16 protein-coding genes are annotated in these 21,292 nt (G+C 72.5%); 10 read left to right on the top strand and 6 right to left on the bottom strand.

Going from position 1 to position 21,292, the window contains the following annotated elements; genetic code table 11:
• Positions 1-7: 7 nt before the first annotated feature.
• The 4 genes from ID574_RS44415 to ID574_RS44400 all read left to right on the top strand — a co-directional run bounded on the left by ID574_RS44415 (position 8) and on the right by ID574_RS44400 (position 3,598).
• Positions 8-601: a 4'-phosphopantetheinyl transferase family protein gene (locus ID574_RS44415; RefSeq protein WP_188195069.1), complete on the top strand. Its 594-nt coding sequence runs from the start codon at positions 8-10 to the stop codon at positions 599-601.
• A 103-nt stretch (positions 602-704) separates the two neighbouring features.
• On the top strand, positions 705-1,163 hold the full coding sequence (locus ID574_RS44410; RefSeq protein ID WP_188195068.1) for a MarR family winged helix-turn-helix transcriptional regulator: 459 nt from the start codon (positions 705-707) through the stop codon (positions 1,161-1,163).
• An 81-nt stretch (positions 1,164-1,244) separates the two neighbouring features.
• Positions 1,245-1,892 (top strand): LppX_LprAFG lipoprotein, encoded by a 648-nt coding sequence (locus ID574_RS44405; protein ID WP_188195067.1) that lies wholly within the window; start codon positions 1,245-1,247, stop codon positions 1,890-1,892.
• Entirely contained in the window at positions 1,889-3,598 is a 1,710-nt protein-coding gene (locus tag ID574_RS44400; protein WP_188195066.1) for an MFS transporter, read from the top strand. The genes ID574_RS44405 and ID574_RS44400 overlap by 4 nt, the downstream gene beginning before the upstream one ends.
• Positions 3,599-3,672: 74 nt before the next feature.
• On the opposite strand, the gene ID574_RS44395 is transcribed toward ID574_RS44400, so the two are convergent.
• The 6 genes from ID574_RS44395 to ID574_RS44370 form a co-directional block, all read right to left on the bottom strand.
• Positions 3,673-4,737, bottom strand: a complete 1,065-nt coding sequence (locus tag ID574_RS44395) for a PP2C family protein-serine/threonine phosphatase (RefSeq protein WP_223167703.1) — start codon at positions 4,735-4,737, stop codon at positions 3,673-3,675.
• A 209-nt stretch (positions 4,738-4,946) separates the two neighbouring features.
• The gene (gene aspS, locus ID574_RS44390) at positions 4,947-6,209 is read right to left on the bottom strand and encodes an aspartate--tRNA(Asn) ligase (protein ID WP_188195064.1); all 1,263 of its coding nucleotides are present in this window, start codon (positions 6,207-6,209) and stop codon (positions 4,947-4,949) included.
• A 294-nt stretch (positions 6,210-6,503) separates the two neighbouring features.
• On the bottom strand, positions 6,504-7,895 hold the full coding sequence (gene der / locus ID574_RS44385) for a ribosome biogenesis GTPase Der (RefSeq protein ID WP_188195063.1): 1,392 nt from the start codon (positions 7,893-7,895) through the stop codon (positions 6,504-6,506).
• A gap of 32 nt (positions 7,896-7,927) precedes the next feature.
• Positions 7,928-8,563 (bottom strand): (d)CMP kinase, encoded by a 636-nt coding sequence (cmk, locus tag ID574_RS44380; protein ID WP_188195141.1) that lies wholly within the window; start codon positions 8,561-8,563, stop codon positions 7,928-7,930.
• Positions 8,564-8,680: 117 nt separating this feature from the next.
• The gene (locus tag ID574_RS44375; protein ID WP_223167702.1) at positions 8,681-9,205 is read right to left on the bottom strand and encodes a hypothetical protein; all 525 of its coding nucleotides are present in this window, start codon (positions 9,203-9,205) and stop codon (positions 8,681-8,683) included.
• Positions 9,202-10,527, bottom strand: a complete 1,326-nt coding sequence (locus tag ID574_RS44370; protein WP_188195061.1) for a flavin monoamine oxidase family protein — start codon at positions 10,525-10,527, stop codon at positions 9,202-9,204. Before ID574_RS44370 ends, ID574_RS44375 begins: the two co-directional genes overlap by 4 nt.
• Positions 10,528-10,682: 155 nt before the next feature.
• Between ID574_RS44370 and ID574_RS44365 the strand changes: the two genes are divergently transcribed.
• From ID574_RS44365 to ID574_RS44340, 6 genes are read left to right on the top strand one after another with little or no spacing between them, the layout of a single operon-like run.
• On the top strand, positions 10,683-11,684 hold the full coding sequence (locus ID574_RS44365; RefSeq protein ID WP_188195060.1) for a DUF1702 family protein: 1,002 nt from the start codon (positions 10,683-10,685) through the stop codon (positions 11,682-11,684).
• A complete protein-coding gene (locus ID574_RS44360) occupies positions 11,674-13,587 on the top strand; it encodes a CRTAC1 family protein (RefSeq protein WP_188195059.1) in 1,914 nt (637 codons plus the stop codon). Before ID574_RS44365 ends, ID574_RS44360 begins: the two co-directional genes overlap by 11 nt.
• Positions 13,587-14,552 carry an RnfABCDGE type electron transport complex subunit D gene (locus ID574_RS44355; RefSeq protein WP_188195058.1) on the top strand — a complete coding sequence of 322 codons (966 nt, stop codon included), beginning with the start codon at positions 13,587-13,589 and terminating at the stop codon, positions 14,550-14,552. The genes ID574_RS44360 and ID574_RS44355 overlap by 1 nt, the downstream gene beginning before the upstream one ends.
• Positions 14,549-20,101, top strand: a complete 5,553-nt coding sequence (locus ID574_RS44350) for a type I polyketide synthase (protein WP_188195057.1) — start codon at positions 14,549-14,551, stop codon at positions 20,099-20,101. The genes ID574_RS44355 and ID574_RS44350 overlap by 4 nt, the downstream gene beginning before the upstream one ends.
• Positions 20,094-20,546, top strand: a complete 453-nt coding sequence (locus tag ID574_RS44345; RefSeq protein ID WP_188195056.1) for an acyl-CoA thioesterase — start codon at positions 20,094-20,096, stop codon at positions 20,544-20,546. The genes ID574_RS44350 and ID574_RS44345 overlap by 8 nt, the downstream gene beginning before the upstream one ends.
• A gap of 35 nt (positions 20,547-20,581) precedes the next feature.
• Complete coding sequence (locus ID574_RS44340) at positions 20,582-21,244, top strand: hypothetical protein (protein ID WP_188195055.1); 663 nt, start codon at positions 20,582-20,584, stop codon at positions 21,242-21,244.
• Positions 21,245-21,292: the final 48 nt, after the last annotated feature.

The raw sequence follows: 21,292 nt of genomic DNA, 5'->3' as shown, positions 1-21,292 counted from the left end.
CATCGCGATGGGCGGCCGCCCCGACGAGGTGCGCGCCCCAGAGAAATGGCTCACCGAGGTGGAGCGGGAGCGGGCCGCGCGGTTCCGGTTCGAGTCCGACCGCGCCGCGTTCGTCGCCGCCCACCTGCTGGTACGGCTCTGCGCCGCCGCCGCGCTCGACGCCGACCCCGGCGAGCTGACGCTCCTGCAGCACTGCGACGTGCACGGCCCCGGGCACGGCAGGCCGTACCTGGAGCAGGCCCCCGGCTTAGGCGTGAGCCTGAGCCACACACGCGGGTACGTGTGCGCCGCGGCCGGTCCCGGCAAGGTCGGGGTGGACGCCGAGCACGTGCCGCCGGGCCCGCTGGACGGGATGCTGGCCGACCGGGTCCTCACCCCGCGCGAACGCGTGCTGGTCACCGGCAACGACGAGCTGATCCGGCACTGGGTGCGCAAGGAGGCGCTGGTCAAGCGCGGCGAGCTGTCGCTCGACCGGTTCGGCTCGGCCGACGGCGACCTGACGGGCCGGCACCTGCTGGAGTGGACCGCCGGGCCGGACATCAGGGTGGCCGTCGTCACGGACCATCCCGCGAAGAGGGCGCTCATCCAGCGAATAGGCTGACGGGCATGTTCTACCGGAAACCGGTCGAGGAGCGGATCGCCGAGCGCCGGCCGCTCTGCCTCTCCCCCGTGCAGCTCACGTACGGTGCGCTAGATTGGAGATCATGAGCGCGCCTCGCTGGCTTTCTCCCGCCGAACAGCGTGCCTGGCGCACGCATCTGGCGCTGCACAAGCTGCTCATGCACCGGCTCGACCGCGAGCTGCAGGAGCACTCCCTGTCGTTGAACGACTACGAGATCCTGGTCAACCTGTCGGAGAGCCAGGGACGCCGCATGCGCATGAGCGACCTGGCGGACGCGACGATCCAGTCACGCAGCCGCCTGTCGCACCAGATCTCCCGCATGGAGGCCAAGGGCCTGGTGACCAGGGAAGACTGCCGGGACGACCGGCGGGGCACGTTCGCGGTGCTGACCGACGAGGGCTGGGAGACGATCCAGCGGGTGGCGCCCCACCACGTGGCGGGCGTGCGCGAGCACTTCGTCGACCGGCTCACCGACGACCAGCTCAACGCGATCGAGGCGGCGTTCGCGCCGATCGTGGAACACCTCAAGAAGCTGCGCTGATCAGCTGAGGAGGCCGCGCCGACACCCAACCGATATCGGTGACGCACCACGGCGTTCCCAAGCGCTCGCTACGATCCGGTCATGCTCAGAAAGCTGCTCGTCCTGGCGGTTCTCGCGCTGGCAACGGCGTGCTCGTCGGGCGGTGGGGACCAGCTGCCCGCCGGTCCCGATCTGATGAAGAAGGCCGCGGAGGCCATGAAGGGGGTCAAGTCGGCCACCTTCTCGATCTCCACCGAAGGCAAGCCGAACGTGCCGGTCAAGAAGGCCGACGGGCGGCTCACCGCCGCCGGTGACGCCGACGGCACCATCACGCTCGACGTCCTGGGCACTCTGCAGGAGGTCACCTTCGCCCTCATCGGCGACACCGTGCACTTCAAGGGCCCGACGGGCGGGTTCCAGAAGATGACCAGGCAACAGCTGGCGCAGTTCTACGACCCGTCGGTGATCCTGGAGCCGACCAAGGGCATCGCGCAGCTGCTCGCCTCGGCGACGGACCCGAAGGTCGAGGGTGTGGAGAGCGGCTCGTACCGAGTCGCCACCACGTTCCCCGGACAGGTGGTCGGGCAGATCGTGCCCGGCGTCACGCAGGGCGTCAACGGCAAGGTCTGGCTCGACCAGGCCACCAGCAGGCTCACCAAGGCCAGCCTGCCGTTGCAGAACGGCACCGTGACGGTGTCGTTCAGCGACTACGACGCGCCGGTGACGATCACGCCGCCCGCCGCCGGATGAGGCGCGCCCGCCGGGTCGCGCTCGGCGCGGGGGGCGCGGTGGTGCTGCTGGCCGCGCTCGACGCGTACGTGGTGGCGACCGTCCTCATCCCCATCGCCACGGACGTCGGCATTCCGCTCAACCATCTGGAGCGGGCCACGCCGATCGTGACCGGGTTCCTGCTCGGGTACATCGCGGCCATGCCGCTGCTCGGGCAGCTCTCCGACCGGTACGGGCGGCGGCCGCTCATCCACGCCTGCCTGGCGGCGTTCGCGCTCGGGTCGGTGCTGACGGCGCTGGCGGGCAGTGTGGTGATGGTGGTCGCCGGGCGTGCCGTGCAGGGGGTGGCCGGCGGGGCGCTGCTGCCGATCACGATGGCGCTCATCGGCGACCTGTGGGACGAACGCGAGAGGCCCCTCGCCCTGGGGGCGGTGGGGGCGGCTCAGGAGCTGGGGAGCGCGCTGGGACCGCTGTACGGCGGACTGGTGGCGCAGATCTCCGCCTTCATGGTGGCGGGGGTGGAGCTGGGCGGCTGGCACGCCATCTTCTGGATCAACGTCCCGTTGACGGCGCTGGCCGCCGTGGCGGTCCACCGCGCGATCCCGGGGCGTCCGGTGGATGCCCCGGGCAGCCTCCCCACCGCCCCCTCTCCCGGCGCCGCGGACCGGACGACAGCCGACGTCGGCACGGCCGGCGGGCGGACCGCTCACCCCGATCCGCCATCCGGCCAGCCGGGACCGTCCGCGGACGCGGTGGGCCGGTCGGCGGCCGCCCCCTCCACCGGCGGAGCAGGAGCGACAGGCCGGTCGGGCCCGGTGGGGCGGGTCGACGTGATCGGCGGGGCGTTGCTGGCGCTGGCGCTCGCGCTCCTCGTCGTCGGCCTCTACAACCCCGACCCGGCCAAGTCCGTCCTGCCGCCGTGGGGCCTGCCGGTGATCGCGGCCGGAGCGGTGGCGGCCGTGATCTTCGTCTGGTGGGAGATCCGCTCCCCCGTACGCCTGCTCGACCTGTCCGGCACCCGCAAGGGCCCGCTGCTGGCCACCCTGGGCGTGAGCTTCCTGGCGGGCGCGGCACTCCTGGTCACGATGGTGTTCGTCCCGTTCACCGCCCAGACCCTGCTGGGCGAGGACGAGTTCGGCGGGGCGCTCGTCCTGGCCAGGTTCCTGGGCGCGCTGACCGTCGGCGCCCTGCTCGGCGGCCTGCTGGCCAGGAAGGTGGGCGAGCGGCTCGTGGCGGTGGCGGGCATGGCGGTGGCGGCGGCCGGCTACTGGCTGATGAGCCGCTGGCCGCTCGACCTGGCGGGCGCGGGCCTGGTCGTGGACGTCGACCTGGTGGTGTCGGGTCTGGGCCTCGGCGTGGTCATCGCCCCGGTGTCGTCGGCGGTGCTGCGGGTGAGCCCGGCGGCCCAGCACGGTGTGGCGTCGGCGGCGATCGTGGTGGCCAGGATGATGGGCATGCTGATCGGCATCGCGGCCGTGTCGGCGTGGGGTTTCTACCGGTTCCAGTCGTTGACCGCGCATCTGGACACGCCGCTGCCGTTCGGCGTGGACCCGGAGACCTACCAGCGGCGACTGGCCGACTACACGGCGAAGGTGCAGGCGGCGCTGCACACCGAATATACGGAGATGTTCCTGGTCACGGCGCTCATCTGCCTGCTGGGCGCGGCCATCGCGCTGCTGATGCCCGGCTCCGGGCGGTCACAGGGTGGTCTTCGCGAACCCGCGTAGCCCTGCCCCGGGGGTGGCCGCCGCCGGATCCGGTGGCATCCCAGGCATGAGACCTGCCGCAGCCGACATGCACGTCAGCCGCACCGGGTGATCGCCAGAATCGCCATGTCGTCATCGCGCGGACCGCCGGTCCAGCGCTCGACATCACGTACCAGGACCTGGACCACCTCGTCCGGCTTCCGGAACGGGCCCCGCCCGGCGAGCCGGCTCACCGGGTCGTAGAAGGTGCCGGAACGGTCTCGGGCCTCCGTCACTCCATCGGTGACCAGCAGGAGCGTGCCCCCCATCGGGAACGGCCAGTCCCTGGGCTCTGCCTGCGGCACACCCAGGCCGCTCATGCCCAAAGGAAGACTGGGCTCGCCCGGATCCAGCGGGGACACCGCGTCGCCCTCGACGAGATACGGCGAGGGGTGGCCGCAGTTCAGCAGCCGCACACGGTCCGCGCTCGCCGTGATCTCGCCGAGCACCGCCGTGACGAACCCTTCCATCCGGACGTCCTCCTCGCGCGAGGAGACCTCTCTGACCAGTGCGCGCTCTATACGCCCGGCCAGCGCCACAAGGTCGGGTGCCCGGTCTGCCGCCTCCCGGAATGCGCCCAGCAGTACGGACACGGTGCCGACCGCGCCCAGGCCTTTGCCCCGCACATCCGCGATCAGGAGCCTGGTGCCGTACGGCGTGTCCTGCACGGCGTACGCGTCTCCGCCGATCAAGGCCTCGATCTGCGCGGTCTTGTAGACGGCGGCGATCGCCAGCGGGCCGACACCTGCCGGTGGAGCGGGCAGCACGGCACGCTGGGCGGCCTCGGCGACGGAACGCACCGCTTCCAGACGGCGCCCCTGGCGAGCGATCACCTGGTTCACCCCGAGGCCGACGAGCGCGGTGAACACCGCGTCGATCAGCGAGAAGGTGCCGGCGGCACGACCGAAGTAACCGTCCTTGATCAGCAGTGCCAGCTCGATCAGGACAAGGGCCGCTCCGGCCGCGATCGTGTGCCGGAGCGAGAGCAGTGCTCCGGCCAGCACGACCGCGGCACCCAGCTGGTAGTCGCCCCAATAGTCGCGCGGAGACAGAATATTCAGGACGGTGCCGATGACCATCAGTGCGGCCGGTATGAACCAGACGTACCGGGGCCACCTCATGGAGGGTGGGTCCATCCGCGCCCCGATCCCACATCCGACGGGGAACACCACGTGAATTACTCTTGGGTTCGTCCCACGTCACTTCCCCAATCCTGACCTTTGATCCTTTCTAGTGGACGTCGAATCGCCTGTCGAGGCGACACTCCCAGAGCGTTCGCCCTGGCGGTGGAGGGACCCGTCGACGGAAAGCCCTCGGTGTGGGCAAGGGCCTATGGCGAGAGCCGGTGGAGGTCGCGGGGAAAGGCGGTGGTCTGGCGGATGTTGGCGGCGCCCGTCAGCCGCGCCGTCCACCGCTCCAGCCCCAGCGCGAACCCGCCGTGCGGCGGCATCCCGTACCGGAACGCCTGCAAGTACCCTTCGTACGGCTCCACCGGCTCCCCACGCTCGGCCAGCGCCGCCAGGTAGTCCTCGTACCGGTGCAGCCGCTGCCCGCCCGTCACCAGCTCCATCCCCCGGAACAGCAGGTCGAACCCGTTGGAGTGCCCCGGCCGCGCGGGGTCGGGATGGGTGTAGAAGGGCCGCTTGGCCATGGGGTAACCGGTGACGAAGAGGAACTCGGACCCGTGCTCCCGCATCGCCCACTCCGACAGCCACCGCTCCTGCGCGGGCGACAGGTCCGGCTCGTCGGACGAGGTCATCCGCTGGGCCTCGGTGAAGTGGACGGCCGGGATCTCGGCGGGCACGCCGGGCAGCGTGGCCCCGAGGAGCGAGACGGCGGATGCGGCGCGCTGGCGTACCGACTCCAGCATGCCCGCCATCGCCTCCCGCACCACCGCCATGACGTCCCTGTGGCCGGCGACGAAGCCCAGCTCAGCGTCGAGGCTGGTGTATTGGGCCAGGTGGCGCACGGTGTCGTGCGGCTCGGCGCGGAACACCGGCCCCACTTCGTAGACCCGCTCGAACACCCCGACCATCGCCTGCTTGTAGAACTGCGGCGACTGGGCGAGGTACGCGGGCCGCCCGAAGTAGTCGATGCCGAAGACGTTCGCGCCCGACTCGGTGGCGGAGCCGACGATCTTCGGGGTGTGGATCTCGGTGAAACCGAGCCGGTCGAGCGTCTCGCGGAACCCGGCCACGCTCGCGGCCGAGATCTCCAGCGGCGCCCGCAGCAGCGGATGCCGCAGCGCGACCGGCGCGTGGTCGAGGACCGTCGGCAGCGCCGCCGGCACCACCGGCCGGTAGAGCTCGAACGGCGGCGGCGCGCCGGGCTCGGACAGCACCTCGATCTCCGGCTCGACCAGCTCGGCGCCGCCGGGCGCCTGTGCGCTGGCCATCACGGTCCCCGTGACCCGGACGACGCTCTCCTCGCCGGGCAGGTCGCGCCCGGCGACCACCTGGGAGAGGCCGGTCCGGTCTCTGACGACGAGGAAGGACACGGATTTCAGCTGCCGGCGGCGGTGCACCCAGCCGGCGATCGTCACTCGTCGCCCCGCGTGCTCGGCGAGCTCCGCGGACATGACACGAGAGATCATTACAGCTCCTCGGAAAGGATGTGCATGATCCCTTGGGAGTGCGGGGGAGAAGGGTGCTCCCGGTGCCACCGCACTTTCGCCGCCCCGCCACGGGGCGGCCTCGGCGACCCGATGACGGGGGTCAGACCGGCGGGGCATTTCCTCCCCGCACTCGGGAGTGTCTTCGCCGGCGGGGCGCGGGGCCGCCTTCGCAGCTGCCGGCGGCTCTCTGGACCCGTGCGGATCCGCGGCTACTCGTCTCCGTCAACGTTTGCCGTCGATCTTACGGCCACGCCGGAGCCACCGGCAAAGCGATTACTTGTCCTTCTTCGGCCGCTTCTCCCTGATCTTCATCGTGACCTCGATCGGGGAGCCGGCGAAGCCGAACTCCTCGCGGATGCGCCGCTCGATGAAGCGCCGGTAGGTGTCTTCCAGCCATCCCGAGGTGAACAGCACGAACTTGGGGGGCTCGGTCGACGCCTGCGTGGCGAAGAGGATCTTGGGCTGCTTGCCGCCCCGCACCGGCGGTGGCGTCTGCTGCACCAGCTCGGTCAGGAACGCGTTGAGCCGCGCCGTCGGCACGCGCGTGGACCAGGAGTCGAGCGCCTTCTCCAGTGCGGGGACCAGCCGGTCGACGTGCCGCCCGGTCTTGGCGGAGATGTTGACGCGCAGCGCCCACGGCGTGCGGACGAGCTGGCGGTCGATCTCCTTCTCGAGGTAGTAGCGGCGGTCCTCGTCGACCAGGTCCCACTTGTTGAACGCGACCACCATGGCCCGCCCCGACTCGATGACCAGGCCGATGATGCGGAGGTCCTGCTCGGTGAGCGGCTGGCTGGCGTCGATGAGCACGACCGCCACCTCCGAGCGCTCCAGGGCGGCGCGGGTGCGCATGGCGGCGTAGAAGTCGGCGCCCTGCAGCTCGCGGTCGCGCCGGCGGATGCCCGCCGTGTCGACGAAGCGCCAGGTGCGCCCGCCCAGCTCGATCAGCTCGTCCACGGGGTCGCGCGTGGTGCCCGCCATGGGGTCGACCAGCACGCGCTCCTCCCCCGCCAGCTTGTTGAGCAGCGAGGACTTGCCGACGTTGGGCTTGCCGAGCAGCGCCACCCTGGCCGGGCCGCGCTGGGCCTCGAACGTGACCCGCGGCGTCTCGGGCAGCGCGTCGAGCACCACGTCGAGCAGGTCGCCGCTGGCCCGCCCGTGCAGGGCGGAGACGGGGTAGGGCTCGCCGAGCCCCAGCGACCACAGTGCGGCGGCCTCCAGCTCCAGCTGCTGGTTGTCGACCTTGTTGGCGGCCAGGATGACCGGCTTGCCGGACTGCCGCAGGATGGAGCCGACGATCTCGTCGGCGTCGGTCGCGCCGACGGTGGCGTCGACCACGAACAGGATCACGTCGGCGAGCTCGGCCGCGATCTGGGCCTGCTCGGCGATGCGCAGGTTCATCCCGGTGGCGTCGGGGTCCCAGCCGCCGGTGTCGACCACGGTGAAGCGGCGGCCGCGCCAGTTGGCGTCGTACGTGACGCGGTCGCGGGTGACGCCGGGCACGTCTTCGACGACCGCCTCACGGCGGCCGATGATGCGGTTGACCAGCGTGGACTTGCCGACGTTGGGCCGTCCTACGATGGCGACGACGGGCAGCGGCGTGGTGTCGCCGTGCTCGATGATCTCAAGGTCGTCGAGCTCGGCCTCGACCCAGTCCCCCGTTGACACGAATTTTCATCCTTCATGTGAGTACCGCACCCTCAGGTGCGCTCCTTGACCAGTCTCAGCACCTCCGCGACGACCTCTTCGAGGGTCAGCGCGGTGGTGTCGAGCTCGACGGCGCCAGCCGCCATCGAGAGCGGGTCAGCCTTACGTGTCGAGTCGAGCGTGTCACGCCGGGCCATGGCCTCCTGCTGGGCCTCCACCGTGGTGCCGGCCAGCTCGGCGCTGCGCCGCCGGGCGCGCGCCTCCGCGCTGGCCGTCAGGTAGATCTTGACGGTGGCGTCGGGGCAGACGACGCTGCCGATGTCGCGGCCCTCGACCACGATGTCGCCGTCGCCGATGATCTCCCGCTGCAGCGCGACCAGGCGCGCCCGCACCTCGGGGACGGCGGCGACGGCGGAGACGGCGCCCGTGACCTCGGCCTCCCTGATCGGCCCCGCCACGTCGACGCCGTCGACGTGGATCGCGGGACCGTCGGGGTCGGTGCCGGAGACGATCCGCGGCTCGCCGCACCTGGCCGCGATCGCGGCGTGGTCGGCGAGGTCGACGCCCTGCTGGAGCATCCACCAGGTCATCGCGCGGTACATGGCCCCGGTGTCGAGGTAACGCAGGCCCAGCGCGCGGGCGACCCCGCGCGACACGCTTGACTTACCCGACCCCGAAGGGCCGTCCATGGCGACGACCAGACCGGCCACGGCCTCTCCCTCTTCACGTTTATCCAACCTGAGAAGGCTACCGCCTCCGGCGCGAGATCCGGCACGGCGATCGGTCGTGGCCCGGTGGCACCGGTTTCATGCCGTGGCGACGGCGCAGGAGCACGTCATCCGCCGGCGTTCGGCCAGGCTCGGCCGCCGGTGGAGGATCATCGCCACGATCATGGGGAGCGTCACCAGGGTGTTGTAGAACAGGTGCAGTTCCACGCGCGGGATGATCAGCTGGACGATGCTGGTGACGACCGGCTTGCCCAGGAGGTGATATCCCGTCAGCGCCTGCAACAGCAGGAGCAGGTGCTCGAAGTGGTGCCAGGCCTGGATGCCGAGCGCGATGTTCCACCAGGTCCGCGACCGGCCGACGAACCCCTGGCGCAGGAACCAGAGGCCGGCCAGCATGATGAGCGCGTAACCGTAGTGCATCCATTCGCTGGTGACCAGCCAGGGGAAGGGGATGCCCAGGACGCCGCGGGCCTCCGGCAACGGCCAGCCGAGCGCGTAGACCTGGATCGCCTGCGCGATGTGCTCGGCCCAATGCGCCACCACGATGACGAGGAAGATCGTCAGCGCCTGCTTGTGCCGTACGGAATTCATGGTCGTGGTCATGTCAGAACCTCCGCCGCCGCGCGCCATCCGCTGGCCACGGCCCCGTTCATGCCGCTGTCGAAGGGACTGGTGTGCTCGCCCGCGAAGTGGCAGGCGCCTTCCTGACGGGCCTCCTCGCCGGCGAACGCGGTGAACTGTCCCGGCCGGTAGAAGGCGTAGCAGCCCAGCGACCAGGGATGGGCGGACCAGTCGAAGGAGGCCCAGCCGCCCGTCCACGCGGCCGCCACCCCGCTGATCACCTTGTCGATCTCGCCTATGAGGGCATCGGGCGGCACGGGCCGCGTCGCGTCCGCCCCCGATCGGAGGTTGACCAGGATCGAGGTCTCGCCGGGGACGCCCAGGGTCTCCTCCCAGCAGGTCTGGTAGCCGGTGTCGGAGACCGTCGCCCCGTCGCAGCCCGAGGCCAGCCAGGGCCGTCCGACCACCTCCAGGTGCGTCCGCACCGCGCCGCCCATGGGCAGTTCGCCGATGGCGCGGGTCTTGAGCGGCGAGAACCCGGCCCGGCTGATGTCGACCGAGGCCCGCAGCACCGAGAACGGGAGGGCGAGCACCACCTGATCAGCCGGGACGTCCTGCACGGCCACGCCGCGCTGGAAGGTGAGCACGAAGCGGCCCCAGTCGTCGCGGCGGACGGCGACCAGCTCGGCGCCCGGGTTGACGCGGTCTCCGACGCGCTCGGCGAGGCGCTCGGCGATCCGGTCCACGCCGTCGGGGATCGCGTAGCGGGCATCCCCCGGGCCGAACAGCTCGAACTCCCCTTCAGGGCTCCGTCCCAGGAGCGTCACGAGATGCAGGGCGCTGAGCTCCGTCGCGTCGGCGCCGAGCTCCCAGGTGTAGGCGACCTCCAGGAAGCGGCGCAGGCGCCGGGCGGCGCCGATGGACTCGAGGTAGTCGCTGATGGACAGCCGATCCAGCTCCACCGCGCGCGTTGTCGCGTCGGCGTGGCCGGGCCTCGGACCGGTCGCCAGGAGGTCCGCCCGGATCGCCGGCTGGACGTCCGCGAAGTGCTTGGCGGCCTCCTCCAGCGGGTATTCCGCTCCGTCGATCCACAGCCGTGGCGCGGCGCCGGGCGGCATGACCGCTTGGAGGTCCACCACCGGGATCTCCAGCTCGTCCAGCAGGGACAACAGGGCGCTGTCGCCGGAGTCGACGAGCTGCGCGCCGCGCTCGGCGTGCCTGCCTCCGGAGAAGTGGCCGCGCAGGGTCCAGCACCTGCCACCCACACGTTCGGCGGCTTCGTAGACCTGGACGTCCACGCCCGCGCGGCGCAGGCGATCAGCACAGGCCAGGCCGGCCAGCCCGGCTCCGACGACGACTATCACCGTTCCGTCTTAAACCGGCCAAACACCGAGAGGGAGGATTAACCGCATTTATCCACCTAAGTTGGACCCATCACCGGGCCCAAGGTCTCATTTCAGCATCCGCCCCCCGCTTCTAGGCTCGCTCTTGCGCGAAACGTCGATGCACGGGGGCGGCCATGCTTCGAAAGGTTCGACGCCGGATGCTGGGCATCTCGCCACGAGAGGTGAGCTTCAGCGTCCGCGGGTTCCACCTTGGTGATCATGAGACCCGGTCGCGGTTGGAGGCCGCGGGCGCGGCCTTCGTCCGGGGATACCAGCTCGCGTTGGACATCGGCGAGCCCGAGCACGTCGGGCGGGTCATCGATGCGACCGAGGGCCGCGCCAGGGCCTCACTCGCGCGGGGCGCGGACACCGATCACGGCGGCGGCGGACGTGCCGACGGCATCGGCTTCGTCTTCGAAGGCGCGGCCATGGCCCTGTCCCTCCTGGACGCCCTGTCGCCCATCCCCGGCGACCGCCTGGCGCGTTTCCGGGAGGGGCCCGCCGCCCGGAGCGTCTACACGGTCAACGTGGGCGTCGGGTGGGCACTGGCCCGGCTGCCCCGATGGCGCTGGCGCCCGCTGTTGTGCCGCCTGGACCCCCTGCTCGGCTGGCTCGCCTGGGACGGCTACGGCTTCCACCAGGTGTTCTTCCACCCCCGAGAGCCGGTCCGCGCACCACTGCCCGGTTACGTGGCGCACGCCACCGCGCAGGGGGCCGGAAGAGCGCTCTGGTTCTTCTGCTGCGGCGACGCCGACCTCGTCGCCGGCGAGGTACGCCGCTACCGTCCCGAGTTCCACGGCGACGTGTGGAGCGGCGTGGGGCTCGCCGCGACGTACGCCGGAGGCCCGCAGGACCACGTCACCCGCCTCCCCCGGCTGGCGGGAGCCCACGCGCCCGCCCTGGCCCAAGGCGCGGCGTTCGCCGCCAAGGCGCGGATCCGCCTGGGCGTGCCGCCGGCGCACACCGAGGCGGCCACGCTGGCGCTGGCCGGTGTCGGCAGCGCCGAGGCGGCGGCGGTGACCGACCGGGTGCTGGCGGGGCTGGCAGGCCACACGGGCCCGGTGCCGGCCTACGAGGAATGGCGGCGGCGGGTGGCACGAGAACTCACGACCACAGGGAGCAGTCATGTCGCCTGACCGCATGGAGCGTGTCCGCCCGTATGTCGCACGCGGCTTAGCACTTCTCCTGGTGGTCGCCGCCTTCCTCGTCACCCGGCTGCCCGAGGCGGGCGCGGAGGAGCGGCAGCGGCTCGGAGAGCGGTACCGCTTCGCCGCCCTGCCCATCGCCATGCCGCAGGGCCTGCCGCAACAGACCATCAGGCAGGTGCACCCCGACTACCGGCGGATCCAGGCGTGGATGTCGTCGGTCGGCGCGGGGATCGCGATGACCGACCTGGACGGCGACGGGCTGGCCAACGACCTGTGCTATGTGGACCCGCGCGTGGACAGGGCCGTCGTGGCGCCCGCTCCGGTCGGCCCGGCCAGATATCAGCCCTTCGCCCTGGACGTGGGGTCGCTGCGGTACGACGCCGCCATGGCGCCCATGGGGTGCCTGCCGCTCGACGCCAACGCGGACGGCCGCATGGACCTGCTGGTGTACTACTGGGGCCGCACGCCCACGCTGCACCTCGCCACCGGCCGCACCCCGTCGCCGGGCACGTACCGCGCCACGGATCTGGTGCCCGGCAGCACCGAGCGCTGGAACACCAACGCGGCCTCCACGGCCGACGTGGACGGCGACGGCCGCCTGGACCTGATCATCGGCAACTACTTCCCTGACGACACGGCGGTGCTGGACGCCGCGGGACAGGGCCCCGTGTGGATGAACCACTCCTGGTCACGTGCCTTCAACGCCGGTCGCAACCGGCTGTTCCTCGGGACAGGCGACACGAGCCTGTTCAAGGACGCCAGCAAGGCGTTCACCTGGGAGATGTCCGACGGCTGGACGCTGGCGCTCGGCGCGCAGGATCTCGACGGCGACCTGCTGCCGGAGATCTACATGGCCAACGACATGGGTCCCGACCGGCTGCTGCACAACCGCTCCAAGCCGGGGGCGCCTGCCTTCGCCCTGGCCGAGGGGGCGCGTACGCTGACCACGCCCGGCTCCAAGCGGTTCGGGCACGACTCCTTCAAGGGCATGGCGACCGACTTCGGCGACATCAACCGCGACGGTCACCTCGACATCGTGGTGAGCAACATCACCGAGGAGTTCGCCCTGCAGGAGAGCAACTTCGTCTGGGTGAACACCGGGCAGGCGCAGGGCCTGGCCCGTGGGCAGGCGCCGTTCACCGACCGCAGCGAGGAGTACGGCCTGAGCCGCACGGGCTGGGGCTGGGACGCCAGGATGGCCGACCTCGACAACGACGGGATCGTCGAGGTGCTGCAGGCCACCGGGTTCGTCCGCGGCGCGGTCAACCGCTGGCCCGAGGTCCAGGAACTCGCGCTGATGAACGACGAGGTGCTCGCCGACCCGGACCGATGGCCGCTCCTGGGCCCGGGAACCGACCTGGCCGGCGACGGCGGCGTCAAGTTCTTCGCCAAGACCGGCGAGGGCGCCCGCTACTCCGAGATCTCCGGCCTGGTCGGCATGGGCGAGAGCACGATCAGCCGCGGCATCGCCCTGGGCGACGCGGATGGCGACGGCGACCTGGACGTCGCGGTCGCCAACCAGTGGGCGGCTCCGGTCTTCTACCGCAACGACTCGCCCACGGCCCGGAGCAACGCCTCGCTGACCCTGAGCCTGGCCCGTCCGGCCGAGCACGGCACGACGCCGCTGATCGGAGCCACGGTGACCGTGCGGGACCAGCGGGGCGCCCGGCACGTGGCGCAGTCGGACGGCGGCAGCGGCCACTCCGGCAAGCGCAGCCCGGAGGTCTCCTTCGGCCTGGGCCCCGATCCGGGACCGCTGGCCGTGGAGATCGGCTGGCGTGACGAGAACGGTCGGCCCCACCGCCAGTCGCTGACCCTGACCCCGGGCCGCACCGCGGTCCTGCTGACCGATCGCGCGGTCCCGTCCCCCACCGGCATGAGGAGCTCGTGATGACGACGACCCGCCCCCAGCCAGCCGAAGTCCCCGGCCTGCCGCAAGGGGACGTCACCAGCGCGCCCGGTGCCACGCCGACGGCCCCGGCCGCGGCCGCCGCGAAGGACGTGCGCATCACAGCCCTGCGTCGCTTCGCCCTGGCCATCACGGTGCTCAACATCGCCGGGTATGCCATCCTCGGCTTCGAGCCCGCCCTCATCTGCCCCATCGCGGCACTGGCCACCGCCTACGCGATGGACCTGGGCCTGGAGTACCTCGACGCCCGCATGCGCCGCCGCCCGCCCCGCTTCCTGGGCGCCGGGGTCCGCGGGCTGGTGGACTTCCTGCTCCCCGCCCACATCACCGCCCTGGCCGTCAGCATGCTGCTCTACTCCGGCGGTCAGGTGTGGCCGGTGGTCTTCGGCGTGGTCGTGGCGCTGGGCGGCAAGACTCTCCTGCGCGTGCGCATGGGCCGTGGCGACCGCCACGTCATGAACCCCTCCAACTTCGGGATCACCGTCACGCTGCTCTGCTTCACCTGGGTGGGGATCGCACCGCCGTACCACTTCACCGAGAACGTCACCGGCCTGTGGGACTGGCTGCTCCCCGCGATCATCATCACCACCGGGACGCTGCTCAACGCCAAGCTCACCAAGCGCATGCCGCTGATCGCGGCGTGGGTGGGCGGCTTCGCGGCCCAGGGCCTGGTGCGGGTGGCGCTCTTCGACGCGCCGCCGGCGAGCGTGCTGCTCCCGATGACCGGCCTGGCTTTCGTCCTCTTCACCAACTACATGATCACCGACCCGGCGACGACGCCGGTGAAGCCGCTCAACCAGGTGTTCTTCGGCGCGGGGGCGGCAGCGCTCTACGGCCTGCTGACCAGCCTGCACGTAGCCTTCGGGATGTTCTTCGCGCTGACCATCGTGTGCGCGGTGCGCGGCTTGTACCTGTTCGGCTGCTCTCAGCGGGGTGCCACGGCATGACGGACATAGCCATCGTGGGCATGGCATGCGTCTACGCCGGCGCCGCCACCCCACGCGAATTGTGGGAGAACGCGCTGGCGGGACGGCGGGCCTTCCGCCGCATACCGCCGGAACGCCTGCGGCTGGAGGACTACTACGACGCCGAGGGCGTCGACCCCGACCGCATCGCCCTCACCCAGGCCGCCGTGCTGGAGGGCTACGCCTTCGACCGGATCGCCTACGGCGTGTCGGGCCCGACCTACCGCGCCACCGACCTGACGCACTGGCTCGCCCTGGACATGGCCGCCCGGGCGCTGGCCGACGCGGGCCTCGGCGACGGGGGGCCGGTGGCGGAGGAGACGGCCGTGTACGTGGGCAACACGCTGACGGGCGAGTTCACCAGGGCGCACGTGCTCAGGACCCGCTGGCCGTACGTGCACCGCGTGGCCTCGGGCCTGATCGGTGACCAGGAGACCCTCGCCGAGTTCGGACGGCGCTTCCGCGCGCCCTTCCCCGAGCCCGACGGCGACTCCCTCGCGGGCGGGTTGTCGAACACCATCGCGGGGCGCATCTGCGGCCACTTCGGGTTCGGCGGCGGCGGCTACACCCTGGACGGCGCCTGCGCCGCCTCGCTGCTGGCGGTCATCCATGGTTGCCAGGCCCTGGAGTCCCGGGACGCGCAACTCGTGGTCGCGGGCGGCGTCGACCTCAGCCTGGACCCGTTCGAGCTGGTCGGCTTCGCCCGGGCAGGCGCGCTGGCCACCACCGAGATGCGCGTCTTCGACCGGCGGGCCCAGGGCTTCTGGCCTGGTGAGGGCTGCGGGATGCTGGTGCTGACCCGCCTGGAGAACGCGGTGACCTGGGGCCTGCGGCCGTACGCGGTGCTGCGCGGCTGGGGCGTGTCCTCCGACGGCACAGGCGGCATCACGCGCCCCGAGGTGGCGGGGCAACGGCGCGCCCTCGAGCGTGCCTACCGGCGCGCCGGCTTCGGCGCCGACACCGTGGCGTTGTTCGAGGCGCACGGCACCGGGACACCGATCGGCGACCTCACCGAACTGACCGCCCTGTCGCAGGTCGTCGGGACGGGCGGGAGCGCCGCGATCAGCTCGGTCAAGGCGGCGATCGGCCACACCAAGGCGGCCGCCGGCGCCGCCGGTCTGATCAAGGCCGTGATGGCCGTCCACAGTCAGACGCTGCCGCCCGCCATCGCCTGCGAGGAGCCGCACGAGCTGCTGACCGGCGACCGGCCTCTGCGTGTGCTGGCCGAGCCGGAGCCGTGGCCCGCCGATCGCCCGCTGCGCGCCGCGGTCAGCGCCATGGGCTTCGGCGGCATCAACACCCACGTGGTGCTGGAGGGCCTGGCATCGCACCGGCGGCGCGGCCTGGACGGCCGTACGCGTTCCCTGGGCCGTACCAGCCAGGACCGCGAGCTGCTGGTCTTCGCCGCACCCACCGCGAAGGACCTGCGCGAACGCCTGTCGGCCGCCGCACGCGTGGCCCCGCTGCTCTCCCGCGCCCAGGTCGCCGACCTCGCCGCTCACCTGGCGGGCACCTGCGGCGAGGGCGCGCACCGCGCGGCCGTCGTGGCGGCGACGCCGGAGGACCTCGGCGCCGGGCTGGCCGAGGCGCTGGCCGCGCTGGACAGGGGTGAGCGCCTGCTCGGCCCGCGTGCCTTCACCAGCGGGCCCGGGCCCCGGGGAATCGGGTTGCTCTGCTCCGGCCAGGCATCACGCGCGCCGGCGTCCGGCGGCGCGCTGGCCCGCCGCTTCCCTTCCGTGGCGGAGCTGTACGCCGAGGCCGGGCTGGTGGGCGAGGCCGCGGACACCGACACGCGTACGGCGCAGCCGCGGATCACCACGGCCTCGATCGCGGCCCTCCTCGCCCTCGGCGACCTGGGAGTCGTCGCGGACGTGGCGCTCGGGCACAGCCTTGGCGAGCTGACCGCGCTTCATTGGGCGGGCGCGCTCGGCCGGGAGGACCTGCTGGCCCTGGTGCGGGCGAGAGGCGAGGCGATGGCGGCGATCCCGGGGGAGCACGGCGCGATGGCCAGTGTGGCCGGCGGCCCCGAGGACGTGGCGGACCGGCTGCCGCCCGGCACGGTGATCGCGTGCCTGAACGGCCCGTCGGCCACCGTCATCTCCGGCTCGCGGGAGGGCGTCGACCGCGCGGTGCGCGAGCTGGGCGCGACCCGCCTGCCGGTCTCCCACGCCTTCCACTCTCCGCTCATCGAGCCCGCCGCCGCGGAATTCGCGCGCCACCTGGACAAGGTGGGCTTCGCCCGGCCGGCAGGGCTCGTCCTGTCCACGGTGACCGGCGGCCCGGTGGATCCGGCCACCGACCTGCGTGCCCACCTCACCCGGCAGATCACCGCCCCGGTCCGCTTCACCGATGCCATCGGCGCCGCCGACGGCATCGCCTGCTGGGTCGAGGCCGGACCGGACAGCGTGCTGACAGGGCTGGCCGCGGCCATGGGCCGGACCTCGTTCGCCGTCGGGGCCGCGGGCCGTACCCTGGCGGGGCTGCTCCAAGCGGCGGCCGCGGCCTGGGTGCTCGGGCAGGACCTGAAGCTGCAGGCGCTGTTCGCCGGTCGCCTCATCCGGCCGATCGACCTGTCCTACGCGCCGTCCTTCCTGGCCAACCCGTGCGAGCGCGCGCCGGAGGCGTCGGTGCCGCGTGCCGAGCCCGTCCGGGTGGAGCCGGTCCCCGCGCAGGCGGACGGCGACGATCCGGCGGAGGTGGTGCGCAGGCTGGTCGCCGAGCGGGTGGAGCTGCCGCTGGAGGCCGTCACGCCGGCCAGCCGCCTGTCGGCCGACCTGCATCTGAACTCCATCACCGTGGCCCAGCTGATCGCCGAGGCGGCCCGGCGGCTGGGGCTACCGGTGCCGGTTCACCTGACCGAGTTCGCCGGGGCCTCGATCGCCGAGGTCGCCGAGGCGCTGGCCGCCGGGGAGGCCGAACAGGACGCCGCGGACCCCGTCGCGGGCGTGGACTCGTGGGTCCGGGTCTTCACGGTGGAGCACGTCGAGGAGCCGCTGAACTCCCCGGGCGCGGTCACGCCGGCGGGACACGCGCGGGTCCTCGCCCCGCCCGGTCACCCCCTCGCCACGGCTCTGGCGGACCTGCCCGAGGCGCTGGTCCTGTGCCTTCCCGAGGCCGCGGAGCCCCCCTTCGACCTGTTCGCCCAGGCCGCGGCCGCGCTCCCCGGCGCGCCACGCCTCGTCGTGGTCCAGCACGCCGAGGCAGGCGCGGGTTTCGCCCGCAGCGCGCACCTGGAGACCGGCATCCCGACGACCGTCATCACCGTCCCCGACACCCCTGACGCGGCCGCCTGGATCCGGGCCGAACTGGCCTCAGCCACCAGCGGCTACGTCGAGGCCCGCTACGACGCGCAAGGCCGCAGGACGGTGCCGGTCCTGCGCCTCCAGCCACTCCCCCAGGGCCGGCCCGGCCACCTCGGCCCGCAGGACGTGCTGCTCGTCAGCGGCGGAGGCAGGGGCATCGGGCTGGAGTGCGCCAGGCATCTGGCGCGGCGGACCGGTGCGAGGCTCGCCCTCCTCGGCCGGTCGGATCCGGCGGAGGACCCCGGCCTGCGGTCCGGCCTGGACCGCCTCGACGGCATCGAGCACCGCTACTACCGGGCGGACGTCACCGACGCCGACGCGGTCGCCGAGGCCTGCCGCCGGGCCGAGGCCGAACTGGGCCCGGTCACCGGCATCCTGCACTGCGCCGCCGACAATGAGCCGACGCCGCTGGCGCAGCTGGACGCGGCACTGCTGGAGCGGACGTTCGCCCCCAAAGTACGCGGGGCGCGCAACCTGCTCGCCGCCGTCGACCGCGACCGCCTGCGGCTCTTCGTGGCGTTCAGCTCGCTCATCGCCCGCACGGGCCTGGCGGGAGAGGCGCACTACGCCCTGGCCAACGACTGGCTGGGAGCACTCGTCGCGGACATGTCCGGCGACGACTGCCGCAGCCTGGCGATCGAGTGGTCGGTGTGGGCCGGGGCCGGCATGGGAGAGCGGCTCGGCGTGCTGGACGCACTGGCGCGCCGGGGCATCGATCCCATTCCCGTGGACACCGGTCTGGATGTCCTCACCCGGCTGGTCTCCGCGCCGGTCGGGGCGAACCAGGTGGTGGTGACCGGCCGGTACGGCGAAGCCCCGACCGTCAGGAGGGAGCCCGCCGAGCTGCCGATGACCCGGTTCCTGGAACACCCCCGCCGCTTCGTGCCGGGCGTGGAGCTGGTCGCCGACGTGAACGTGAGCACGGCCACCGATCTCTACCTGGACGACCATGTCTTCGGCGGCGACCGGCTGCTCCCGGCCGTGCTGGGGTTGGAGGCCATGGCGCAGGCGGCCGCCGCGGTCGCGGGCCTGGACCAGCCGCCTGTCTTCACCGACGTGCGCTTCGCCCAGCCCATCGCCGTCCCGGCCGCCGAGGAGGTCACGGTGCGGGTGGCCGCCCTGGTGGACGAGGACGGCGCGATCCGGGTGGCGTTGCGCAGCTCGGCGACCGGCTTCGTGGTGGACCACTTCACCGCCACGTGCGTGGCCAAGAACGGCGCGGGCTCGGAACGTCTGATGCCGCCCCTCACCCTGACCGGCGAGCCGATCTCGCTCGACCCCGGCGAGCAGCTCTACGGCGGCCTGCTCTTCCAGAGCGGACGCTTCCGCAGGGTGCGCGGCTACCTCATGCTGACGGGCTACGCCTGCGCCGCCGAGCTCGCCGCCGACGCCGGCGCGCGCTGGTTCGCCGGTCACCTGCCCCGCGGCCTGGCGCTGGGCGACCCCGGCCGCAGGGACGCGGCCGTCCACGCGATCCAGGCCTGCCTCCCCCGGGCGCGGCTCCTGCCCGTGGGCGTGGAGCGGATCACGATCATGGCGACCGAGAGCGCCGACGCCGTGCTGCACGCCCGCGAGCGGCACAGCGACGGCACGACCTACGTCTTCGACTTCGAGGTCGCCGACGCCTCCGGCCGCGTCCTGGAGCGGTGGGAGGGGCTGCGTCTGCGGGTGCTGGAGGCCGGACCGGCCCTGATCCCGCCCGCGCTCATCGCGCCCCACCTCCAGCGGTACTGCCGCGAACGGCTGGCGGACACCGGCCTGGAGCTGACCGTGGAGTCGGGCGGCGGCAGGGTGCAGCGCCGGGCGAGAGCGGCGGCCCGCCTGTTCGGACCGGACACGGTGATCCGGGGGCGGGGGGACGGCCGTCCCGAGGTCTCCGGCGGGCGGCGGATCTCCGTGAGCCACGAGGAGGACCTCACGATCGCGGCCACGGCCACGGTGCCCGTCGGCGTGGACCTGGTCCGCCTGGGGCCCGCCGCGCAGTTCGAGCCGCTGGGGCCGGAGGACGAGGAACTGCGCGCCCTGCTCGGCGACGACGGCGCGGCGCGGGTCTGGGCGGCTCGCGAAGCCGTACGCAAGTGCGCCGGCCGGCCGGGCGCACCCCTCACCTTCGCCGGGACGGACGGCGCGATGGTGCTGTTCAGGTCGGGCCGGATCTCCGTCGTCACGCACCTGTCCGGCGGCCTGGTGACGGCCGTCGCGCTGGAGGCGGAGGACCGCGATGCCTGAGGTCTTCGAACACCGCCACGTGGTCACGCTCGAGGAGACCAACCAGCTGGGCAACGTCTACTTCGCGCACTTCCTGCGCTGGCAGGGGCAGGCCCGGGAGTTGTTCCTGCGCAGGATGGCCCCGGAGGTGCTCGCCGGCCTGGACGAGGAGCACGCGCTCGTCACCACCCACGTCTCCTGCACGTACCTGGCCGAACTGGTGGCCTTCGACGAGATCGCGGTGCGGATGCGGGTGGGGCGAGTGATGCAGAACCGCATGTCCCTGCGGTTCGAGTACTGGCGGCTGCGAGGCGGCGAGGAGGAGCTCGTCGCCCGCGGCGAGCAGGAGGTGGCCTGGTTGCGACGGGAGGCTGCGGAGCTGGTTCCCGTCCCCGTGCCGCCGACCCTGCTCCATGCAATCGACGCCTACCTGTCCGAGCCGGTCAGGACAGCGTGGCGCAGTTGATGAGGACCGGCACGGCAGTACGGAAGGGAGCGGCAATGCCAGTGATCGACGATCTGCGGTCGCGCTTGCAGGCCGCCGATCCAGCCAGCGCGGCGGAACTGCTTCACAGCAAGGCCAGGCACCTGGTCGACGTGATGGTTCCCCGCCGTGAGCTGGACGACGGCACGCTGGGCTTCGCGGCGAGGGTGCAGACCACCATCACCCTGAAGCTCGGCGACGACGCCACCGCGGACACCCCGACCGAGACCATCACCCTGATCGCCGAGCGCTCGCAGATCCGCCTGCACGACCCCGTCCTCACCCTGGACGGCGCCATGCGGCTGGACCTCGAGACGCGGACCTACGAGGCGGTCGGGACGAGCAAGGTTCTCTGGCCGGGCGAGGAGATCCGCCTCCGGGTGGGCCGTGGGATGGATCCGCTGATGCGGCCCACCTTCGGCAGCCTGGAGATCTCCCCGCTGGTGAACTTCGGCACCGACCCGGTCCGGAGCGTGCAGGAGGTCTACCTGGTGGCCGACACTCCGCTGGGCACCCTGCACAACCGGGAGCCGGCCGTCATGGTGTGCGAGCTCACCAAGATCCCGCCCATCGGCCAGCCGTACCGTCAGCAGGGCCTGGTTCCGCTGTACAACGCCGCGGGCCAGATCGTCTGCATGAAGATCGGCACCGATAGCGAACTGACCGGGCTGGTCGACTGACGGCCCGGAGGGCCGGCGGTGACGACCGCCGGCCCGCCTCTCCGGCTC

Source organism: Nonomuraea sp. SYSU D8015 (assembly GCF_008065375.1).
Classification (GTDB): domain Bacteria; phylum Actinomycetota; class Actinomycetes; order Streptosporangiales; family Streptosporangiaceae; genus Nonomuraea.
The sequence above is the reverse complement of the archived record's forward strand: the minus strand, read 5'-3'. Positions and strand labels throughout refer to the sequence as shown.

What these genes read in the sequence shown, in the direction of transcription:
- ID574_RS44415 (WP_188195069.1), top strand. Translation starts at nt 8, where the DNA reads ATGGGCGGCCGCCCCGACGAGGTGCGCGCCCCAGAGAAATGGCTCACC.
- ID574_RS44410 (WP_188195068.1), top strand. Translation starts at nt 705, where the DNA reads ATGAGCGCGCCTCGCTGGCTTTCTCCCGCCGAACAGCGTGCCTGGCGC.
- ID574_RS44405 (WP_188195067.1), top strand. Translation starts at nt 1,245, where the DNA reads ATGCTCAGAAAGCTGCTCGTCCTGGCGGTTCTCGCGCTGGCAACGGCG.
- ID574_RS44400 (WP_188195066.1), top strand. Translation starts at nt 1,889, where the DNA reads ATGAGGCGCGCCCGCCGGGTCGCGCTCGGCGCGGGGGGCGCGGTGGTG.
- ID574_RS44395 (WP_223167703.1), bottom strand. Translation starts at nt 4,737, where the DNA reads ATGAGGTGGCCCCGGTACGTCTGGTTCATACCGGCCGCACTGATGGTC.
- aspS (WP_188195064.1), bottom strand. Translation starts at nt 6,209, where the DNA reads ATGATCTCTCGTGTCATGTCCGCGGAGCTCGCCGAGCACGCGGGGCGA.
- cmk (WP_188195141.1), bottom strand. Translation starts at nt 8,563, where the DNA reads ATGGACGGCCCTTCGGGGTCGGGTAAGTCAAGCGTGTCGCGCGGGGTC.
- ID574_RS44375 (WP_223167702.1), bottom strand. Translation starts at nt 9,205, where the DNA reads ATGACCACGACCATGAATTCCGTACGGCACAAGCAGGCGCTGACGATC.
- ID574_RS44365 (WP_188195060.1), top strand. Translation starts at nt 10,683, where the DNA reads ATGCTTCGAAAGGTTCGACGCCGGATGCTGGGCATCTCGCCACGAGAG.
- ID574_RS44360 (WP_188195059.1), top strand. Translation starts at nt 11,674, where the DNA reads ATGTCGCCTGACCGCATGGAGCGTGTCCGCCCGTATGTCGCACGCGGC.
- ID574_RS44355 (WP_188195058.1), top strand. Translation starts at nt 13,587, where the DNA reads ATGACGACGACCCGCCCCCAGCCAGCCGAAGTCCCCGGCCTGCCGCAA.
- ID574_RS44350 (WP_188195057.1), top strand. Translation starts at nt 14,549, where the DNA reads ATGACGGACATAGCCATCGTGGGCATGGCATGCGTCTACGCCGGCGCC.
- ID574_RS44345 (WP_188195056.1), top strand. Translation starts at nt 20,094, where the DNA reads ATGCCTGAGGTCTTCGAACACCGCCACGTGGTCACGCTCGAGGAGACC.
- ID574_RS44340 (WP_188195055.1), top strand. Translation starts at nt 20,582, where the DNA reads ATGCCAGTGATCGACGATCTGCGGTCGCGCTTGCAGGCCGCCGATCCA.